Annotated in this window: 12 protein-coding genes and 1 pseudogene; 2 read left to right on the top strand and 11 right to left on the bottom strand. The window is 62.3% G+C overall.

The features are described 5' to 3' along the window. Window positions 1-36 precede the first annotated feature (36 nt). From HWN72_RS19515 to HWN72_RS19540, 6 genes are all read right to left on the bottom strand, one after another. Window positions 37-447 (bottom strand): nuclear transport factor 2 family protein, encoded by a 411-nt coding sequence (locus HWN72_RS19515; protein ID WP_309141579.1) that lies wholly within the window; start codon window positions 445-447, stop codon window positions 37-39. Window positions 448-460: 13 nt separating this feature from the next. After that, window positions 461-1,207, bottom strand: a complete 747-nt coding sequence (locus HWN72_RS19520) for an SDR family oxidoreductase (RefSeq protein ID WP_211151052.1) — start codon at window positions 1,205-1,207, stop codon at window positions 461-463. Between the two features lie 29 nt (window positions 1,208-1,236). Further along, window positions 1,237-2,574, bottom strand: coding sequence for an SRPBCC family protein (locus HWN72_RS19525; RefSeq protein WP_211151053.1), 1,338 nt, complete (start codon window positions 2,572-2,574; stop codon window positions 1,237-1,239). Between the two features lie 41 nt (window positions 2,575-2,615). After that, window positions 2,616-3,065 carry a nuclear transport factor 2 family protein gene (locus tag HWN72_RS19530; RefSeq protein ID WP_248006143.1) on the bottom strand — a complete coding sequence of 150 codons (450 nt, stop codon included), beginning with the start codon at window positions 3,063-3,065 and terminating at the stop codon, window positions 2,616-2,618. An 82-nt stretch (window positions 3,066-3,147) separates the two neighbouring features. Further along, entirely contained in the window at window positions 3,148-5,283 is a 2,136-nt protein-coding gene (locus HWN72_RS19535; protein ID WP_211151054.1) for a TonB-dependent receptor, read from the bottom strand. A 209-nt stretch (window positions 5,284-5,492) separates the two neighbouring features. Then, a complete protein-coding gene (locus HWN72_RS19540) occupies window positions 5,493-6,215 on the bottom strand; it encodes a TetR/AcrR family transcriptional regulator (RefSeq protein WP_211151055.1) in 723 nt (240 codons plus the stop codon). Window positions 6,216-6,436: 221 nt separating this feature from the next. On the opposite strand from HWN72_RS19540, the pseudogene HWN72_RS19545 reads away from it, so the two are divergent. Continuing rightward, window positions 6,437-7,270: pseudogene (locus HWN72_RS19545) on the top strand (IS5 family transposase). Window positions 7,271-7,566: 296 nt separating this feature from the next. Further along, the gene (locus tag HWN72_RS19550; protein WP_248006144.1) at window positions 7,567-8,235 is read left to right on the top strand and encodes a DedA family protein; all 669 of its coding nucleotides are present in this window, start codon (window positions 7,567-7,569) and stop codon (window positions 8,233-8,235) included. Between the two features lie 3 nt (window positions 8,236-8,238). Here HWN72_RS19550 and HWN72_RS19555 read toward each other — a convergent pair whose 3' ends face one another. The 5 genes from HWN72_RS19555 to HWN72_RS19575 form a co-directional block, all read right to left on the bottom strand. Beyond that, window positions 8,239-8,859, bottom strand: coding sequence for a ParB-like protein (locus HWN72_RS19555; protein ID WP_211151056.1), 621 nt, complete (start codon window positions 8,857-8,859; stop codon window positions 8,239-8,241). Beyond that, entirely contained in the window at window positions 8,847-10,511 is a 1,665-nt protein-coding gene (locus tag HWN72_RS19560; RefSeq protein WP_309141580.1) for a SulP family inorganic anion transporter, read from the bottom strand. Before HWN72_RS19560 ends, HWN72_RS19555 begins: the two co-directional genes overlap by 13 nt. Window positions 10,512-10,868: 357 nt before the next feature. Further along, window positions 10,869-12,986 carry a TonB-dependent siderophore receptor gene (locus HWN72_RS19565; protein ID WP_248006146.1) on the bottom strand — a complete coding sequence of 706 codons (2,118 nt, stop codon included), beginning with the start codon at window positions 12,984-12,986 and terminating at the stop codon, window positions 10,869-10,871. A 634-nt stretch (window positions 12,987-13,620) separates the two neighbouring features. After that, window positions 13,621-14,814 carry an IS91 family transposase gene (locus HWN72_RS19570; RefSeq protein ID WP_211151058.1) on the bottom strand — a complete coding sequence of 398 codons (1,194 nt, stop codon included), beginning with the start codon at window positions 14,812-14,814 and terminating at the stop codon, window positions 13,621-13,623. 4 nt (window positions 14,815-14,818) lie between these two features. Continuing rightward, window positions 14,819-15,724 (bottom strand): site-specific integrase, encoded by a 906-nt coding sequence (locus HWN72_RS19575; protein WP_211151059.1) that lies wholly within the window; start codon window positions 15,722-15,724, stop codon window positions 14,819-14,821. Window positions 15,725-15,817 lie beyond the last annotated feature (93 nt).

The raw sequence follows: 15,817 nt of genomic DNA on the forward strand, positions 1-15,817 counted from the left end.
CACGCTGCCTGTGGGCACAACTACCGTCGAAATGAATCAGGCCGATGCGGCCTTGGCATCTGCGGCGGCGATGAACGATGCGGGATCGAAATAGAACGGCTTGATCTCGCAGCACTTGCCGTCACGGAAACGGAACATCTCGCAGATCCCCGCAGGAGCAAGGGCGGGGTCGGCAAAGCGCAGCGACAGGATCGTCACGGCGTGGTCCTTGCCGGCGGTTGTCTCCACTCGGTCCAGCGCCGCGACGTCGCACAGGCCCATGACGCGGGCATAGAGCTCACGAAGCCCGTCCCTGCCGCGATATTCCCCCGCCATCGGCAGTCCGTCCGCCTCGCGCGCGACGAAGTCCTCGGTCAGCATGTCCGACGCGGTCTCCCAGTCCCCCGCCCCGGTGGCGGCATAGAGGCGGTCCACGAAATCGATCATGTCTTCGGCTGTCATCGTCATAGTCATTCACCTGTCAGTTGATGGTTTCACCGTTGTCGATGACCATGTTGGTCCCGGTGATGTGACGCGATTCATCGGAGGCGAGGAACAGGACCAGGTTCGCGACGTCCGCCGGTACGCCCATGCCGTGATCGCGGTTCTGCTTGAGACCGGGATCGTCGGCATCGAGGGCGGCCACCGCCTGCGCTGTCATGGGCGTGGCGATGCCGCCCGGCGCGATCGAGTTGCAGCGAATGCGATAGGCCTGTTCCTGACAGTGCACCGCGATCGATCGGGTCATGGAGATGATGCCGCCCTTGGCGGCGGCATAGGCGGGGATCGTGGAGATGCCCTTCATCCCGCCGATCGAAGCCATGTTGACGATGGAGCCGCCACCGCTCCGTGCGATGGCGGGGATCGCTGCCCGACAACCCAGGAACGTGCCGTCCAGCATCACTTCCACCTGCAGCTTGTAATCGGCATAGGACAAGTCCTCCACCGAGGCAAAGCGCACGAGGCCAGCGTTGTTGACCAGCACATCGAGCCGGCCGAAATGCGCTATCGTCCGCTCGACGACCTCTTGCCACCGCTGTTCGTCGCGCACGTCGTGGCTGAGGTACAGAGCGTCGGGCAGCTCTGCGGCAAGTTTCTCACCCTGTTCGTCCTGCACGTCGGTGATCACCACGCTGGCGCCTTCGCGCGCCAGGAAGCGGGCGTCTTCCAGCCCCAGTCCCGACGCGCCGCCCGTGACCAGCGCTACCTTCCCTGCTACTCGCCCCATGTCAGTATTCTCCCGTTCGTGACCGGCGCTCAGCGCCGGCCCTCCAGATAGTCGTTGATCACTTCGTGAAAGCGCCGCACCCGCATTTCCTGCCCGGCAAGGTAGCAGTCCTCGAACGCCATCGAACGCAGGCCCTTCTGCTGCGTGACCGCAAGCGAGAGATCCTGTTCGAGGAAGTCACCCTGGGCGATGGTGGTGCGATATTCGCCGAAGTCGCCGGATTCCTGTTCGGCTTCGACGACGGGGCGCATGCCGTAGAGCGTTGCCGCTTCGTTTTGCCCCTCCACCTTTGGCACGAGATACCAGTAGTCGAAGGTCGACCAGTTGGGATCATCCGCGTCGGGCTCGGTCCGAAAGACATGGAGACCTTCAACCGTGGCGGTCAGCGTCAGGTTCGGGAAGCAGGTGTGGTGCATCTGGTCGGTCAGTTCATCATCCGTCAGCGCATCGAAATAGGCGTAGCCGCGTTTCGGCCCCAGCGTGCGGCGGGCCTGCTGGAGAGCGACGCGACCTTCCTGAGCGCGCCCCTCGAAGTCCACCGGGTCGAGGTCCCATTCGCGCAGGACCTGCGCCCACAACGGCTTGACCTGCTGCGCGTCGGGATAGCGACTGGACGGCTGCAGCTTCTCGATCATGCGATTATGTCCGTTGGGGTACATCTCGAAGATCGAGGTCGAGTAGTGATCATCGATCATCGGCTGGAACTGCGGATGGACGACCGGGATGTGGTAGGCCTCGTTGAAGTTGTCCGATGCGAACTTCCAGTTGGTGTTCACCCGCAGCGTGCGCCACACCACACGGGTGTAGTTCTCAAGGTCGCGATTGGCGAACAGCGTGGGAATGGGGTCGAGGTAGTCGAGCAGCGGTTTCGCCTGCGGGTCGAAGGTCCAGAACACGAATCCGCCCCAGGTCTCGCAGCGCAGCTCCTTGAGTCTGAGCTTGCCGCAAGGGTCGCCCTGTGCAAAATCTTCCGGGTCCTGTACCCAGTCCAGCTTGCCGTCGATGCCCCACTTCCAGCCGTGATAGGGGCACGCGAAGCTGCCGTTCACGCCGCCTTCGGACACATTTACAAGACGGTTGCCGCGGTGCATGCATACGTTGAAGAAGGCACGGAGGGCGCCGTCTTCCTGCCGCACCATCATGACCGATTCATGCTTGAACTCATGGACGACGAAATCGCCCGCTTCCTCGAACTGCGAGACGCGCCCGCCAAGGTGCCAGACCTTCTTCCACATGTGCTCCCATTCGCGTTCGGCGAAGTCCTTCGACCAGTACCGATCGCCAGTAATGGCATCGCCGCGTGCGGCGGGCGGCTGCGCGTCCGGATGAGTGGGATAGGAAGGGGGGGCTTCAGCGGTGGTGGCCATGGTACCTCTCGCAGATTGAGTGATGAAGGGTTGGGTAGCGCTCAGCGCTCGCCGTGGATCTCGGCAAGCGATCCCGGCAGCGGCATCATCGCGAACATCGAATAGCGATGGCACTTCCAGGTGCCGTCCAGCTGAGCGGCCGCCTCGAAGGTGTACTGGACCTTCACATCCACCGTGTTGCCGTCCTTCGAATGGCCAAGGCCGGTGACGTAAGCGGTCATCGCGGCGGTCGTGCCGTCCCAAACCACGGGGCGGAAGTTGGAGATATAGTGCGCGTGATGGGTCATGTCGGCGAAGACGCCGTCGAAGAAGCGCTGGATCTCCGCGCGTCCATTCATCAGCGGCAGGCCGATGCGGCTGAAATCGAGCACAGCGTCGTCGGTGAAGAGGTTGAGCAGCTCGTCGATGTCGTCCAGCTTGTCGACCGCGTAGCAGTAGGCGGTCATCAGGTCCTGGAGGGCTGTGCGAACTTCCATCGGCATTGTAGTCATGTTGGTCATCCTGATTTGTCCAAGAAATGAAAAGGCCGACCGCCGCGAGGGAATGGGGGGCGTGCGGCCGGCCCCAGCGCCTTCACCAGCGTACCTTGAAGTCCACTCCGTATTCGCGGGGGTTGCCGAGCGAAGCGAGCGTGCCGATGCCCAGCAGAGTCAGCTTCTGGCCGTAATACTTCTCGTTGAAGAGATTGCGCCCCCAGATGCCGATCGACCACTGTTCGCTCTCGGGCGACCATGACAGCGTGGCATTCACAAGATTTACCGGCGTGACCAGTTCGGTCGGCCGGTCCGTGAACGCCGTGTACTTGCTACTGGTGTACGTGTACTGCCCGGTCGCGGTAACCTCGCCCCCGCCCAGTGGCCGAGTGACGGTGATACCTGCCGAAGCATTCCACTTCGGCGCGTTCATCAGCCGATTTCCGGCATAACTCACCGGCACCGTATTGCCCGCGGCATCGAGCACGAATGTGTCATACTTGGTGTAGTAGGCATCGAGATAGGCGATCGCGCCGTTCAGCGTCACGCCTTCTACCGGAATGACCGTAGCCTCCAGTTCGAAGCCCTTGGTCTTGGCACCGCCAGCGTTGCGGATCGCGGCGGAGTTCTTGCCGTCCAGGTAAGTCAGGTTCTGGGTGACCTGCATGTCCTTGTAGTCGTTGTAGAACGCCGCAAGGTTCAGGCGCAGGTGCCGGTCGAACAGGTCCGCCTTGATGCCCACCTCGAAGGTGTCGAGGTGCTCCGGGTCGAACGGTCCGATGTCCTGCGCCACCGCGATGCGCCCGGTGAAGCCGCCCGACTTGAAACCGCGCGCATAATAGCCGTACGCCAGCACCGTATCCGTGGCCTGCCAGTCCAGCCCGATCTTGTAGCCGACGTTGTTCCAGGCCTTCGATCCGGTCGCCACGATCAGGCTGCCGGGGATGATCGGGTCGTCGAATGAGGCGAAGCCGCCTGGCGTGGTGGTGAAGCTGTTGGCGGTGGACGAAAGCGCCGTCGTCTTCTCGTGCGAGTAGCGGATGCCGCCCTGAAGGCGGAGTGCGTCGGTCAGCTGGGCGTAGAGCTGCGCGAAGCCGGAAATCGACCAGTTTTTCTGATGCTGGCGCTGCGGCTGGCCCAGCCCCTGCATGAATCCGTCAAGCTTGGTGCTTTGCCGAAGGTCGTACTCCTGGTCGAAGTAGAACCCGCCGACGATCATCTTGATCGAATCCGTCAGGTCAGCGTGCAGCCGCAGTTCCTGCGAGAACTGGCGGTGGTCGGAAACACGGTGGGTCTGCAGCAGCACGGCGGTCTGCGCATCGTCGTCGCTGTAGAGGTCGTTGTCGTACTTGCGATAGCTGCTGATAGAGACGAGATCGCCGATCCCGGTTGTCAGGTTCTGGGTCAGCGTGACGCTGTACGTGTCGCGGTTGTTGTAGTCGGGCTGGTCGTTGCTCTGTCCGCGGCGGAAGTTGAACCCGGAACCGGTTTCGACCGGGTCGTAGAACAAATCGCCCGGACCCGCGATCATCACGCCGGTCTGGGATCCGTTGCGGGTGCGGTCGTATTCGCCGATCAGCGTGGCGTCATAATCGCCCGCCGTGTACTTCAGGTAACCGCGCAGCGAGGTCATGTCCCGCTTGCCGAGCCGGTGTCCATCGGAATAGGCCCGGAAGAAGCCGTCCGAACCGGTATGCAGAACGCTGATCTTACCTGCGAGCCCTTCCGTGATCGGGAAGTTGAGCGCGGCGTTGATATCCAGCCGGTTATAGTTGCCGTACACGACCTGCGCCTCTCCGCCGAACTTGCCGGTGGGCTGCTTGGTCACCACGTTGACGACCCCGCCCGTGGTATTGGCACCAAACAGGGTGCCCTGCGGACCGCGCAGGATTTCCACCCGCTCGATGTCGAAGAGCGATAGCAGCGCGCCGGTGTTGACGCCGACAGGAACGCCGTCGACCACCACTGAGACGGTCGTGCCGACGTAGGGATCGGCATCGTTCACGCCGACGCCGCGAATGGTGAACACTGCCGAATCCGGAGAGTTCGAGAACGAATTGATCTGGACGTTGGGAATCGAATTGGCGAGCCCCTGGATGTCCTTGATCTGCGCCCGTTCCAGAGCGATGCCGCTTACCGCAGTGACTGCGATGGGAACACGCTGAAGGCTCTCCGACGTCTTCTGCGCCGTGACCACGATCTCCTCGATACCGCCGCCATCGCCTGACTGATCCATGGGCTTTTCCTGGGCGTTGGCCCCGGACGCTGCCACGATGGCAAACGATGCGGACGCAAGGAAAACGGCACGCGCGCCTGCGCGACTTCCACTCATAATCCTCTCCCTCGATACGATCCGGCTCAACGGTTTCGCTCGTGCGAAACTCGGTCCGATTTCGTGTTTAGTGCAATCGCACTATTTTTTGAGAGGGGACACTGCCGAAATGGCTAGGGGGTCTCACGCCCTTCGCCGAGGAGTTCCAGGCAGCCGCCGTAAAGGAATCCTTCAAGTTCATCGTAGTAGCGATGGACCGCCGCCTCGCTTCGCTCTTCGCCGCGCCGGGCGAAGAGGGCGTCGAGGTTGACGTAGACCGACAGGAGATTGGCCTCGATCAGGTGGTAGGCCGAAAGCACGCGGCCGGGAGCCTGCTCCGGAAACAGTTGCAGCAGCATCGCAATGATGCGCTCGTTGAGAGGACGGAAGGCTTCGCCATGGCTGCGCACGTAGTCCGGCTGGCTGAAGCTCATCGTCGCAAGGCCCAGCATCCTGAGGTACCGGTGCCGGCTGGCATCGCCGGAGGCCAGCCAGGTGCGCGACACCAGCAGGACCGCAGCGATCACCGCGCGCAGCCCGACAGGTTCCACTTTCCCGCGCGCCTCCAGGCTCTCAACCGAAGCACGATAGGCTGCCGTCACTTCCGAGAGCCGACGTTCGAGGACCGAGACGATCACGTCCTCCTTGGCTGGGAAGTAGTATTGCACCTGTCCCATCTGGACACCGGCCTCTTCCATGATCTGGCGCAACGAAACGCCGTCGAATCCGCGTTCGGCGAACTGGCGCTCGGCCGCGTCGAGGATCGCCGAACGGGTGCGCTGCCCCTTCGAGGTCAGGGATTTGGTCCGACCGGATGCGCGTCCGATGACGGGGGCGGAGGAAATGGCGGCAGTCATTACGCTCTGATAACGAGCATACGGGCCTGCTAGCAAGACAGCTATAGTTTCCGAAACTACCGTCGTCGGAACCAGCAGAATCGGCCCGTCTTGAACATCGAAGTTTCAGAAAGCGAACTGACAACAGTCGGGAACGGAAAAGCTTAGAGCCTGCCCCAAAAGTTGTTGAGCAATACCAGTATGTTGTGATTCAGTCCGTCCTGCGAGAGATGGAGTGATCAATGACATGGACTGGTATTGCCCGGCAGGAGCATAGCCGGAAAGGATTGCGCTATTCCAGCGATATGACGGACCGGGAGTGGGAATTGGCGGCACCGTTCATCCCGCCAGCCAAGCGCGGAGGTCGTCGTCGGACGACAGATATGCGCGAAGTAGTGAATGCCTTGCTTTACATAGCAGCCAGCGGCTGAGCTTGGCGGCTTCTGCCCAAATGCTTTCCACCGGTCTCGACTGTGCAGCGCTATTTCTACGCTTGGCGCAACACCGGTTTGCTCGAGGCCATGAACACGATGCTGGTGTTGAACCTGCGCGAGATCGAAGGGCGCGAAGCCTCGCCGAGCGCCGGTGTGATCGACAGCCAGTCAGTTAAAACCACCGAAAGCGGCGGCCCTTGCGGGTATGACGCGGGCAAGAAGATCAAGAGCCGCAAGCGGCATATCCTGACCGACACCTGCGGCTTTCTCATCTTTATCCTCGTCCACACCGCCGACATCCAGGACCGCGACGGTGCCGTCGATGTCCTAAAGGCCGTGCGGAAACGCTTCCCGTGGCTGCGGCATGTTTTTGCCGATGGGGGCTATGCCGGCAACAAGCTCCGTACTGCCCTTGTCGGATCAGGGGCTTGGACGATCGAGATCATAAAGCGTTCGGACAAGGCGAAGGGCTTCCAGGTTCTCCCGCGGCGGTGGGTCGTCGAACGCACCTTCGCATGGCTTGGCCGATGCCGCCGCCTCGCCAAGGATTGGGAAACTACCATCGAATCCTCCACGGCATGGATAACGATAGCCTCCATCCGCATGCTCACCCGCAGAACTGCAAGGTATTGCTACGCTTGAGAAACTTCTGAGTCAGGCACTTAGTCGAATTTGCATAGAACAACCGGCGCCGACAAACGCCGCGAGGCAGATGGCGGCCATGCTCGGGCATATGAAATGCGAGAAAGCTGCCGGTCCGCACCCGGGGAGGGAAAATCGGCGGCTGAACGGCCGCAAAGGGTCGTGAGCGCCGTACTCCTCGTTTGATGTATGGCGGTTGCCAAACTCCGAAAGGTAGTCTGTGCAGATCATTCCGCCATGTCGAGGACGACCAGTCAAATGCGATTTCAAAAGCTTAGGATTTGCCATTTTAAAGCTTGCTGCATCATCTGACGGTTGAGGAACGTCACAGGAGGCAGGCCGTTTTCCCGATATCTTTGCACGAAACTGGAAAGGCGCGCCCGATTACCCTCGATCAAATCATAGCCGAGTACGGTCTGCCCGCTCTTTTTGCCGGCGCCGCCATCGCAGGGGAGACGGTCGTCGTCATCGGCGGGATCATGGTCCATCGCGGCATACTGCCCTTCCTGCCGGCGATCGCGGCCGCTTCGGCAGGGTCATTCGTGGCCGACCAGATATTTTTCCTGCTGGGCCGTCGGTTCCGCGACCATGCGTTTGTGCAGCGGGTGCAGCGCAAGGCGGCGTTCGCCAAGGCCCTTTCGACCTTCGAGCGACATCCAACAATCTTCGTCTTCGCCTTTCGCTTCCTCTACGGTCTTCGCACGGTTAGCCCCATCGCCATCGGCACCACCCGGATTCCTGCGCGAACGTTCCTGCTGATCAATGCCTGCGCAGCGATCTTGTGGGGGACCGTCTTCGTCAGCGCCGGATATTTCTTCGGTTCGGCCATCGAGGCGGTGTTCGGCAAAATACGGTCTGTCGTCCATGTCGTGCTGCCGCTGGTTGCAGTCGCCGTCGTTATCGGGGTCGCAGGACTGCTGATCCGCCAGCGCAAGTCCGCGGATCGGGACTCGATAGGCGCCTGACCCTCAATCCGCGCGCCCGGCCCACCCCGGGAGATGCGCCGCGTGGGCCGATCGGGCCAGAACCAGCGCCTTGTCCACGCAGCCGTCGAAATCGTCCCGCAGGCGCGACGCCTTGATCCTGTCCCGCAGGAAACTGGCCCAGAGGAACTCGGCGTAGAGAATGTCGACCTTGGCGTAGCCACCCATGCGCCTCAGTTGCCCGGCCAGCGAGCGATAAGGATCGTCGGTCAGCTTGCCGATGTGCTTGGGTATAGCTTTGTAGTCCTGCCGATGCCCTGTATCGTCGAACGGGTGCAGCCAGTTGCGGTTGTCCATGTAGGTCATGAAGGCATCGGCCTTCAGATGGCTGAGGTCGGCAACGACGCTCACCAGAATGTGGAGCACACCCTCGTCATGCAGTGCACGGGCGAGATGATGATGATCGACCATCCACCGCCGCCCCTTCGGTCCGACCACGACCGGTATCATGTGCCGTCCCAGGAAATCGGGGCGATCGGCATCATCGCGCCCGCTCCATTCCTCCCGCTTGCGCGCCACTTCGGCCAGCCCTACCGTCATCTGGGTGGGCCGCAGGGCGTCCAGCGCGACTGAGTGCAGTAACGGTTCCGGCGCTATGTGCGGCATCGAGACGTCTCCTCTTCCAGCATCTGCACGGCATCGTCGACGCTGTAGCTGCTGCGCGCGATGAGATCGGCGGCGTCCGCCGCCGCCATCAGGTCACGAACGTGATCGCGCACCCGCGCCAGCCGCAGCGATACGCCGCGCGTCTGCATCTGGCCGGCGAATTCCAGCAACGCATCGAGCGCGGTGCTGTCGATATCGAAGCTTTCTTCCAGGCTGATGATCAGTTTGGCGCCATCCGAACGCAGGCTAGGCAGGTCTGCGATGCGGCCCAGCACCCGCTCAGCGTTGGCGAAGAACAAGGGCTCCGCCGGGCGCACGATCGTCATACCAGCGGGCACGGACACCTCGGGGTGCCGAGCGATGTCCACATAATCATGACCCGTACCCAACTGGCCAAGCATACTCAGTTGCGGAGTTGCCAGTCGCCGGATCAGCAGTGCAAGTGACAGGCCGATGGCGAACAGCATACCATCGAGCACGCCCAGCGCGAGCACACCCCCTGCCGCGCCCAGCGCCGCCGCAGCGTCTCGCCGGATACGCCACAACCGGATCAGCGGCCCCGGATCGAGCGCATGGGCAAGCGCCGCCACGACCACCGCCGCAAGCACCGGTTCGGGCAACCGCGCGACCAGCGGCATGGCAAGAACGACCAGCGCCGCCAACGCACCCGCCGCCACCAGCCCCGTCCATCGCGTGGTGCTTCCGGCCGCCTCTGCCGCCGATCCTGCGGAGAACCCTGTCCCCACCGGCATGCCCTGCACCGCACAGGCCGCAATGTTGGCGATGCCCAGCGCCGCCATCTCGCGGTTCGCGTCCACCCTGTCGCCATGGCGCAGCGCCAGAGTGCGCATCGTGCCCCAGCTTTCGGCCAGCAGGATAAGCACGATCGGCACGGCCAGTTGTAAGATCCGCGACAATTCCTTCCAGTTCGGCAGGCCGAGCCCATCCCATCGCGGTACGAGCGTGATCGTCCCCACGCTGGCGACGCCATGCGCGGGGAGGTCCAGCAACATCGATGAGCCGACGCCCCCGACCAGCACGACAAAGGCCCCGGGAACCGCCGGAACCTTGCGCAACAGCAGTAAGGTGGCAAGCGCGAAGGCAGCCGTGGCCAGACTGGCGAGATGCCACTGCGCAAAGCCTCTCAGCAATGCGATGAGTAACGCCCCGATCGACGATGAGTGCAACGACACGCCCAGAGCGACCGGCAACTGCTTGACGATGATCGTGATCGCCAGCCCGAACGCAAATCCCCGCAAAACAGGCCGCGATATGAAACTTGCCAGTCCCCCAAGCCGCGCTGCACTTATGACACAGAAAAGCACCCCGACCATTCCGACGATCAGCGTCGCCAGCATACCCGCCGAAATGCCCTCGGGTGGTAACGAAGCGAGCGCGGCGGCTAGGATCGCGGCCGAAGACGATGTCGGTGAGATGATCGCGAACCGGCTGCGCCCCACGGTGAGGTACGCGCAGGCCCCCACAATCGCCGCAAGAATCGCGCGTTGCGGCGGAAGCCCGGCGATACCGGCATACGCGATCGCTTCCGGGAGCATGAGCCCAGCGATCGATAGCCCGGCGATAACGTCGCGCCCTCGCATCCTTGCCGCCTCGTTTCCAACATTTGCGGTAAGGATATGAGCCGTTCTCATCCTCGCGGTCAACGATTTGGGGCAGGCTAAGCGCTACGCCATTCAGGGCATCAAATCATTATCCCGCAGTTGGAGCGGTCGTCGATAAGGCGACGGTGAGGACGATCTTGCCCTGGATGCTTTCCTACTCAGAGCGCTTGTGGGTGTAGGAAGCTGCCAGTCCACACCTGAGAGCGTGAAGTTGGCTGCTGAACGACCCTGAAGGGGCGCTTGAACCGAATTCCGCCAATTGCCCCTCTCGTTCAGATGGCAAGCTTGAGCAATCCTGCGATCGCGCTTGGCAGCCGCCCCCCTCTATAGCGATCCGCTAGCTTCAAGAAGAGAGGAAAGCCCATTGCCTCCCAGCCTCCGCTATGATCACCAGGAAATCTTGGCGCTGAGCGATCCGTTGATGCCTTCCCCGATGTTGCCGAGGCCCCAGTACTTTTTGTTGAACAGGTTATTGATGTTGCCGGTGAACACCACTTTGTGATCGGCAATCAGGGCTTCATGCTGAAAGCCGATGCTGGCCAGCGTCCGGCCGGGAATATACAACTGGTTGTAGTCGTCCGTCGGCGCCTTGCCGAAATAGCGCGCGTTGGCGTGGACGCTCAGACCCGGCACGGCTGGAACGGAGTATTCGGCATTGCCGACCACCTGCCACCTGGCCGCTTCCGCCGGGACATTGCCGACCAGTTCCGCGTTTTCCGGGGAAACGTCTCGGATGCTCGGATCGAGGTACACCGCACCCAGCCCAAGGCGCAGGTTCCTGTCGACACGGTAACTGGCGCTGGCCTCTATGCCCCTGTAAACGGTGAGCCCGTCCTGCGTCAGGTAACGCTGGTCGCCCACAAGTTGGTCAATCGTATTGCCCCGCTCGATACGAAAACCCGCCCCGGTGAGGCTGAGCCCGCCATGCTCGACCTTCACGCCCACTTCGTACTGCTTGCTGATGGTCGCCTTGAGCACTTCGCCGACGTTCGCATATTCACCGCTGACGTGGCTGCCCGCCTCCATCGCCTCGACATAGCTGCCGTAGATCGAGACGGAGGGAACCGGCTTGTAGATCAGCGCAATCGTGGGGGTGAAGGCAGAAGTGCGATAGCCGCTATCCTCTGACGGATCGCCATCGGTGTCGAGCAGGCGGTAGCGGGTGTAGCGCAGTCCGAGCATCGCCTGAACATGGTCCCCCAGGTGCAGTGTATCGCTCAGAAATCCGGCATACTGCCGCTCGCGCGTGGGTGAGCCATCGGTGCCGTACGCGATGTCGCGGGTCACGCGGAAATTCTGGTCCTGATAGATGTTTCCGCTGAAATCCCCGCCCCAGTAATAATCGTTCAGGCCGAAGTCGGCGCTATTGGCCATGAACGACGCGCCCGCGACGATCTCGTGCCGGATCGGACCGGTCTGCCAATCGCCCTGGACCATGGCTTGCGCAAAATGGTTCTTGTCCAGTTCGGCGAAGTTATAGGCGTAGCCGTCATAGTCGCCGGCCTGATTGAGCATATAGACGAACATCTTGTTCGAATGGTGCAGTTTGCTGGTATAGCCATAAGTAAGCTTCGCCGACCAGGCCTTGGCGAACTGCCACTCCAGCCCCGTGGCCGTCGCCAGGGTACGCGCCTGATAATAGCTGTTGTCGATGTTCAGCTTGTCATAGTCGTAGGTCGCTTTGGGCAGCTGGCTGCCCTCGTAAGCGCTCCAGTAGATCTGGAACGGCTCATGCTTCAGCTTGCTGTCCTCGTATGTCGCGGTGGCGTACCATTTGAGCGAGGGGCTGACCTGATATTCCAGCGCCAGCGATCCGACCATCCGGTTCACCCCGGCGTCGTTATAGGCCGTGCCCTTCTCGCCGCCAAGGTTGAGGCGATAGCCCAGATTTCCGTCACTGGTCAGCGGCCCGCCGGCGTCTATCCGCGCGAAGAAATCGCTGTTCGTGCGCCAGCCGATCTCGGTAGACAGCATCGGCGTCTCGGTAGGCCGCTTGGTGCGATAGCTGATCACGCCGCCCGGCGCTCCGAAGCCATACATGAAGCCGCTCAGCCCCTTGAGCGCCTCGACGCTTTCGATCGATTCCAGCGGGAAATCACCGCCCCAATAAAGCAGCAGCGGCACGTCATCGACGTAATAATTGCGTACGCCAAGGCCGCGGATCTGCGTGCCCCACCAGTTCGTGGTCCCTGCCGTGGCAAAGGAAAACACCGCAGGGTCGTTGATGAATATCTGCCCGATCGAGGTCGCTTGGCGCCTGTCGATATCGTCCCGGTCCACGACTGTCACCGAGAACGGGGTATCGAGCAACGGCTTGCTGCCAAGTGCGCCGCCCTGCGTCACCGCGTTCTGCCCCTTGTCCTCGCGCAGTCCGGTCACGATGATGTCATCGCGTGGCGGGCTGGTGGCCTCGGCTTCTGCCTCGGCAGCAACCGCGCTTGGCGCCGTCATCAGATAGATTGCCACGGCCGTCGCGGACGACATGGACTGGCGATTGATACGCATGAATTTATTCCCCTCACTCGTTGCGAGGGGTCCATAAAGATATGCTATTGCGAGTCAATCGCATAAATTGGATGGCAATTATAGTTGTATCGCAAGGCGCTGCTACCGTTCGGCCACCAGTCATTGGGACCTAGGAACGTAATTCAGCAGGACATAAGGCCCGCCGAGTACGGCCATACCAGAACGTGCAGCGCGCCGATCTTCAACGTGCACTGGTCTACCTCCCAGCTTAAGCAGCCTTCTTCCGGACCCGAGAAGTCGTCTGTCGTCATCACACAGGCGGGAAAGCAGACGGGCCGCACTTGGGGAAGAGCAATTTGCAGCTGAGCGTCTACAATGGTGAAGGGTTTCGGGCGCTTGCGTACGAAAGCCTGCCATGCAGGAACCCGCGGGCCCTATAGGTCGAGCTATGGGGATTTGCGCTTTCGGGTGGTTCGGCGGGGTGAAGCGCGCAGGTCGATGGATGCAGGACAGCAGTGCAGCGGCGGGTGTTGGGATGCCCCAGAGGTGTGTTTGCCGCGCTGTCGACGATGATGCCAGGAGCGGACTGGGATGCCGCACGCGCCGGGGACAAGTCGGCTCGTTGACCGCCGCACGATCTGCGGGGCCATGACTGTAGGCGGATCATGCCGGGTCATGCGGCGAGCTCCCGGATTGGCGTCATGGGCCTGGGCGGCGCGCGTGGCTGGTTCCAGCGCGCGAAGGTTTCGATGACGATCATGCGCCCGCCGCAGCAGGGGCATAGCGGGCAGGTGTCGGATGGAGTTTCGGGCGTTGGCGCTTCTGGTTCCGCCGAGACAGCAAGTAGTCGGCGAGCGAGCGCGAGATTGTCCCGGCGTGCGGTGCTGGCGAGCAGGCCGTAATGGCGGATGCGATGGAAGCCGCGCGGCAGGACGTGAAGCAGGAAGCGGCGGATGAACTCATCGGCGGCGAGCGTCATGACACTCTGCCGTTCCGGGCCATCGAGGCGATAGTCCTTGTAGCGCAAAGTGACGCCATTCTCGTCGAAGGCGACCAGGCGACGGTTGGAGATGGCAACGCGGTGGGTGTAGCGCGAGAGGTAGGCGAGCACCGCCTCCGGCCCGGCAAAGGGCGCTTTGGCATAGACCACCCAACGCTTCTTACGCACCGGGGCGAGGTGGCGCAGGAAGGTTGGGCGATCGGCCAGATCGGTCATGGATCCAAAGAAGGCGAGCTTGCCTGCGTCATGGAGAGCGTTCAGCCGGGTGAGGAAGAGCCGGCGGAACAGCGCACCCAGCACGCGCACGGGCAGGAGGAAGGCCGGCCGCGAGGAGATCCAGCGGCGTTTATCGTGCGCGATGCCGCCACCCGGCACGATCATGTGAACATGCGGATGGTGGGTCATGGCTGATCCCCAGGTGTGGAGCACGGCGGTGATCCCGATCCGGGCGCCCAGATGCCGGGGATCGGCGGCGATGGTCAGCATCGCCTGCGACGCCGCCTTGAACAGCAGGTCGTAGACCAGCGCTTTGTTCTGGAACGCGATGTCGGCGACCTCGGCCGGCAGCGTGAAGACGACGTGGAAGTAACCGACCGGCAACAGGTCAGCCTCCCGTTCAGCCAGCCAGGTGCGCGCGGCGGCGCCCTGGCATTTGGGGCAATGCCGGTTGCGACAGCTGTTGTAGGCGACCCGCCAATGCCCGCAATCCTCGCAAGCCTCGACGTGGCCACCGAGGGCGGCGGTGCGACAGGTCTCGATCGCGGACATCACCTTGAGCTGGGGTAAGCCAAGGTGCCCGGCATGGGTTGCCCGGTAGGCTGGTCCAGCAGAGCGGAAGATGTCCGCGACCTCGAGGTCGGGCCGCATCGGCTCATCCTGTGGACGTCTTGCCCTCCATCAGTGCCATCAACTGGTCGAGTGGGCTCGACACGGCGTGGATCGTGCGGGTGGACACCTTGGTGTAGAGCGCGGTGGTCTCCAGCTTGCTGTGCCCCAACAAGACCTGGATCACGCGGATATCGACATCCTGCTCGAGCAGATGCGTAGCGAAGGAATGACGCAGGGTGTGAGGGCTGACGCGCTTGCGGATGCCGGCCACCTCGGCCGCCTCCTGAACCGCGCGATGCAACTGCCGGGTCGAGATCGGGTCGGTAATGTTCTGGCCCGGAAACAGCCAGCCATGCGCGATCAGGACCCCGCACTTCCTGCCCTCACGCCACCACATCCGCAGCAGTTGGAGCAAATGGGGGGAGAGCATGGCGTTGCGATCCTTCCCGCCTTTGCCCTGTTCGACGCGGATCAGCATGCGCGTGCTGTCGATATCGTCGACCTTGAGGTGGGCGACCTCGGATACGCGCAGGCCCGCGCCATAGGCTACGCCCAGCGCCGCCTTGTACTTTATGCCCGGCGCCGACTGGAGCAACCGCGCGGCCTCCTCGATGCTCAGTACTTCGGGAAGACGCGGTACGATGCGAGTGACAACCAGGGCCTGTGACAGATCGCGCCGCTTGAGTGTGACATTGTACAGGAAGCGCAACGCCGACACCGTACCGTTGATGGTCGTTGGTCTGACACCGCTCTCGTGTTGCATGATCTGAAAGCGGCGAAGGTCGTCTTGCGTCGCCGTATCGGGAGGGCGCCCCAGAAAAGCCGCCAGGCGCTTCACATGGCGCACGTAATCCTTCTGGGTGTGGGGACCGAGGCCCCGCATCATCATGTCGTGCTGCATCCGCTGGCGCAGCGGACTGATCGGGGCCGTGTTGATCGAGACAGTCATGGCAAGTTCCTATCCATTGAAGGAACTGCCAACCTCGCCCCGCTAAAGGCCTACGTATAACACGCTACGCTGCCCCATGCGCCCCTCCCGCGG

Origin of the sequence: Novosphingobium sp. HR1a (assembly GCF_015594425.1) — a bacterium.
In the GTDB taxonomy this organism is placed as follows: domain Bacteria; phylum Pseudomonadota; class Alphaproteobacteria; order Sphingomonadales; family Sphingomonadaceae; genus Novosphingobium; species Novosphingobium resinovorum_A.

Excerpts from the sequence above, each read along its gene's own strand:
- HWN72_RS19555 (WP_211151056.1), bottom strand. The coding sequence starts at position 8,859 with ATGCCGCACATAGCGCCGGAACCGTTACTGCACTCAGTCGCGCTGGAC.
- HWN72_RS19530 (WP_248006143.1), bottom strand. The coding sequence starts at position 3,065 with ATGACTACAATGCCGATGGAAGTTCGCACAGCCCTCCAGGACCTGATG.
- HWN72_RS19575 (WP_211151059.1), bottom strand. The coding sequence starts at position 15,724 with ATGACTGTCTCGATCAACACGGCCCCGATCAGTCCGCTGCGCCAGCGG.
- HWN72_RS19520 (WP_211151052.1), bottom strand. The coding sequence starts at position 1,207 with ATGGGGCGAGTAGCAGGGAAGGTAGCGCTGGTCACGGGCGGCGCGTCG.
- HWN72_RS19535 (WP_211151054.1), bottom strand. The coding sequence starts at position 5,283 with ATGGATCAGTCAGGCGATGGCGGCGGTATCGAGGAGATCGTGGTCACG.
- HWN72_RS19570 (WP_211151058.1), bottom strand. The coding sequence starts at position 14,814 with ATGCGGCCCGACCTCGAGGTCGCGGACATCTTCCGCTCTGCTGGACCA.
- HWN72_RS19525 (WP_211151053.1), bottom strand. The coding sequence starts at position 2,574 with ATGGCCACCACCGCTGAAGCCCCCCCTTCCTATCCCACTCATCCGGAC.
- HWN72_RS19515 (WP_309141579.1), bottom strand. The coding sequence starts at position 447 with ATGACGATGACAGCCGAAGACATGATCGATTTCGTGGACCGCCTCTAT.
- HWN72_RS19560 (WP_309141580.1), bottom strand. The coding sequence starts at position 10,511 with ATGAGAACGGCTCATATCCTTACCGCAAATGTTGGAAACGAGGCGGCA.
- HWN72_RS19565 (WP_248006146.1), bottom strand. The coding sequence starts at position 12,986 with ATGCGTATCAATCGCCAGTCCATGTCGTCCGCGACGGCCGTGGCAATC.
- HWN72_RS19540 (WP_211151055.1), bottom strand. The coding sequence starts at position 6,215 with ATGACTGCCGCCATTTCCTCCGCCCCCGTCATCGGACGCGCATCCGGT.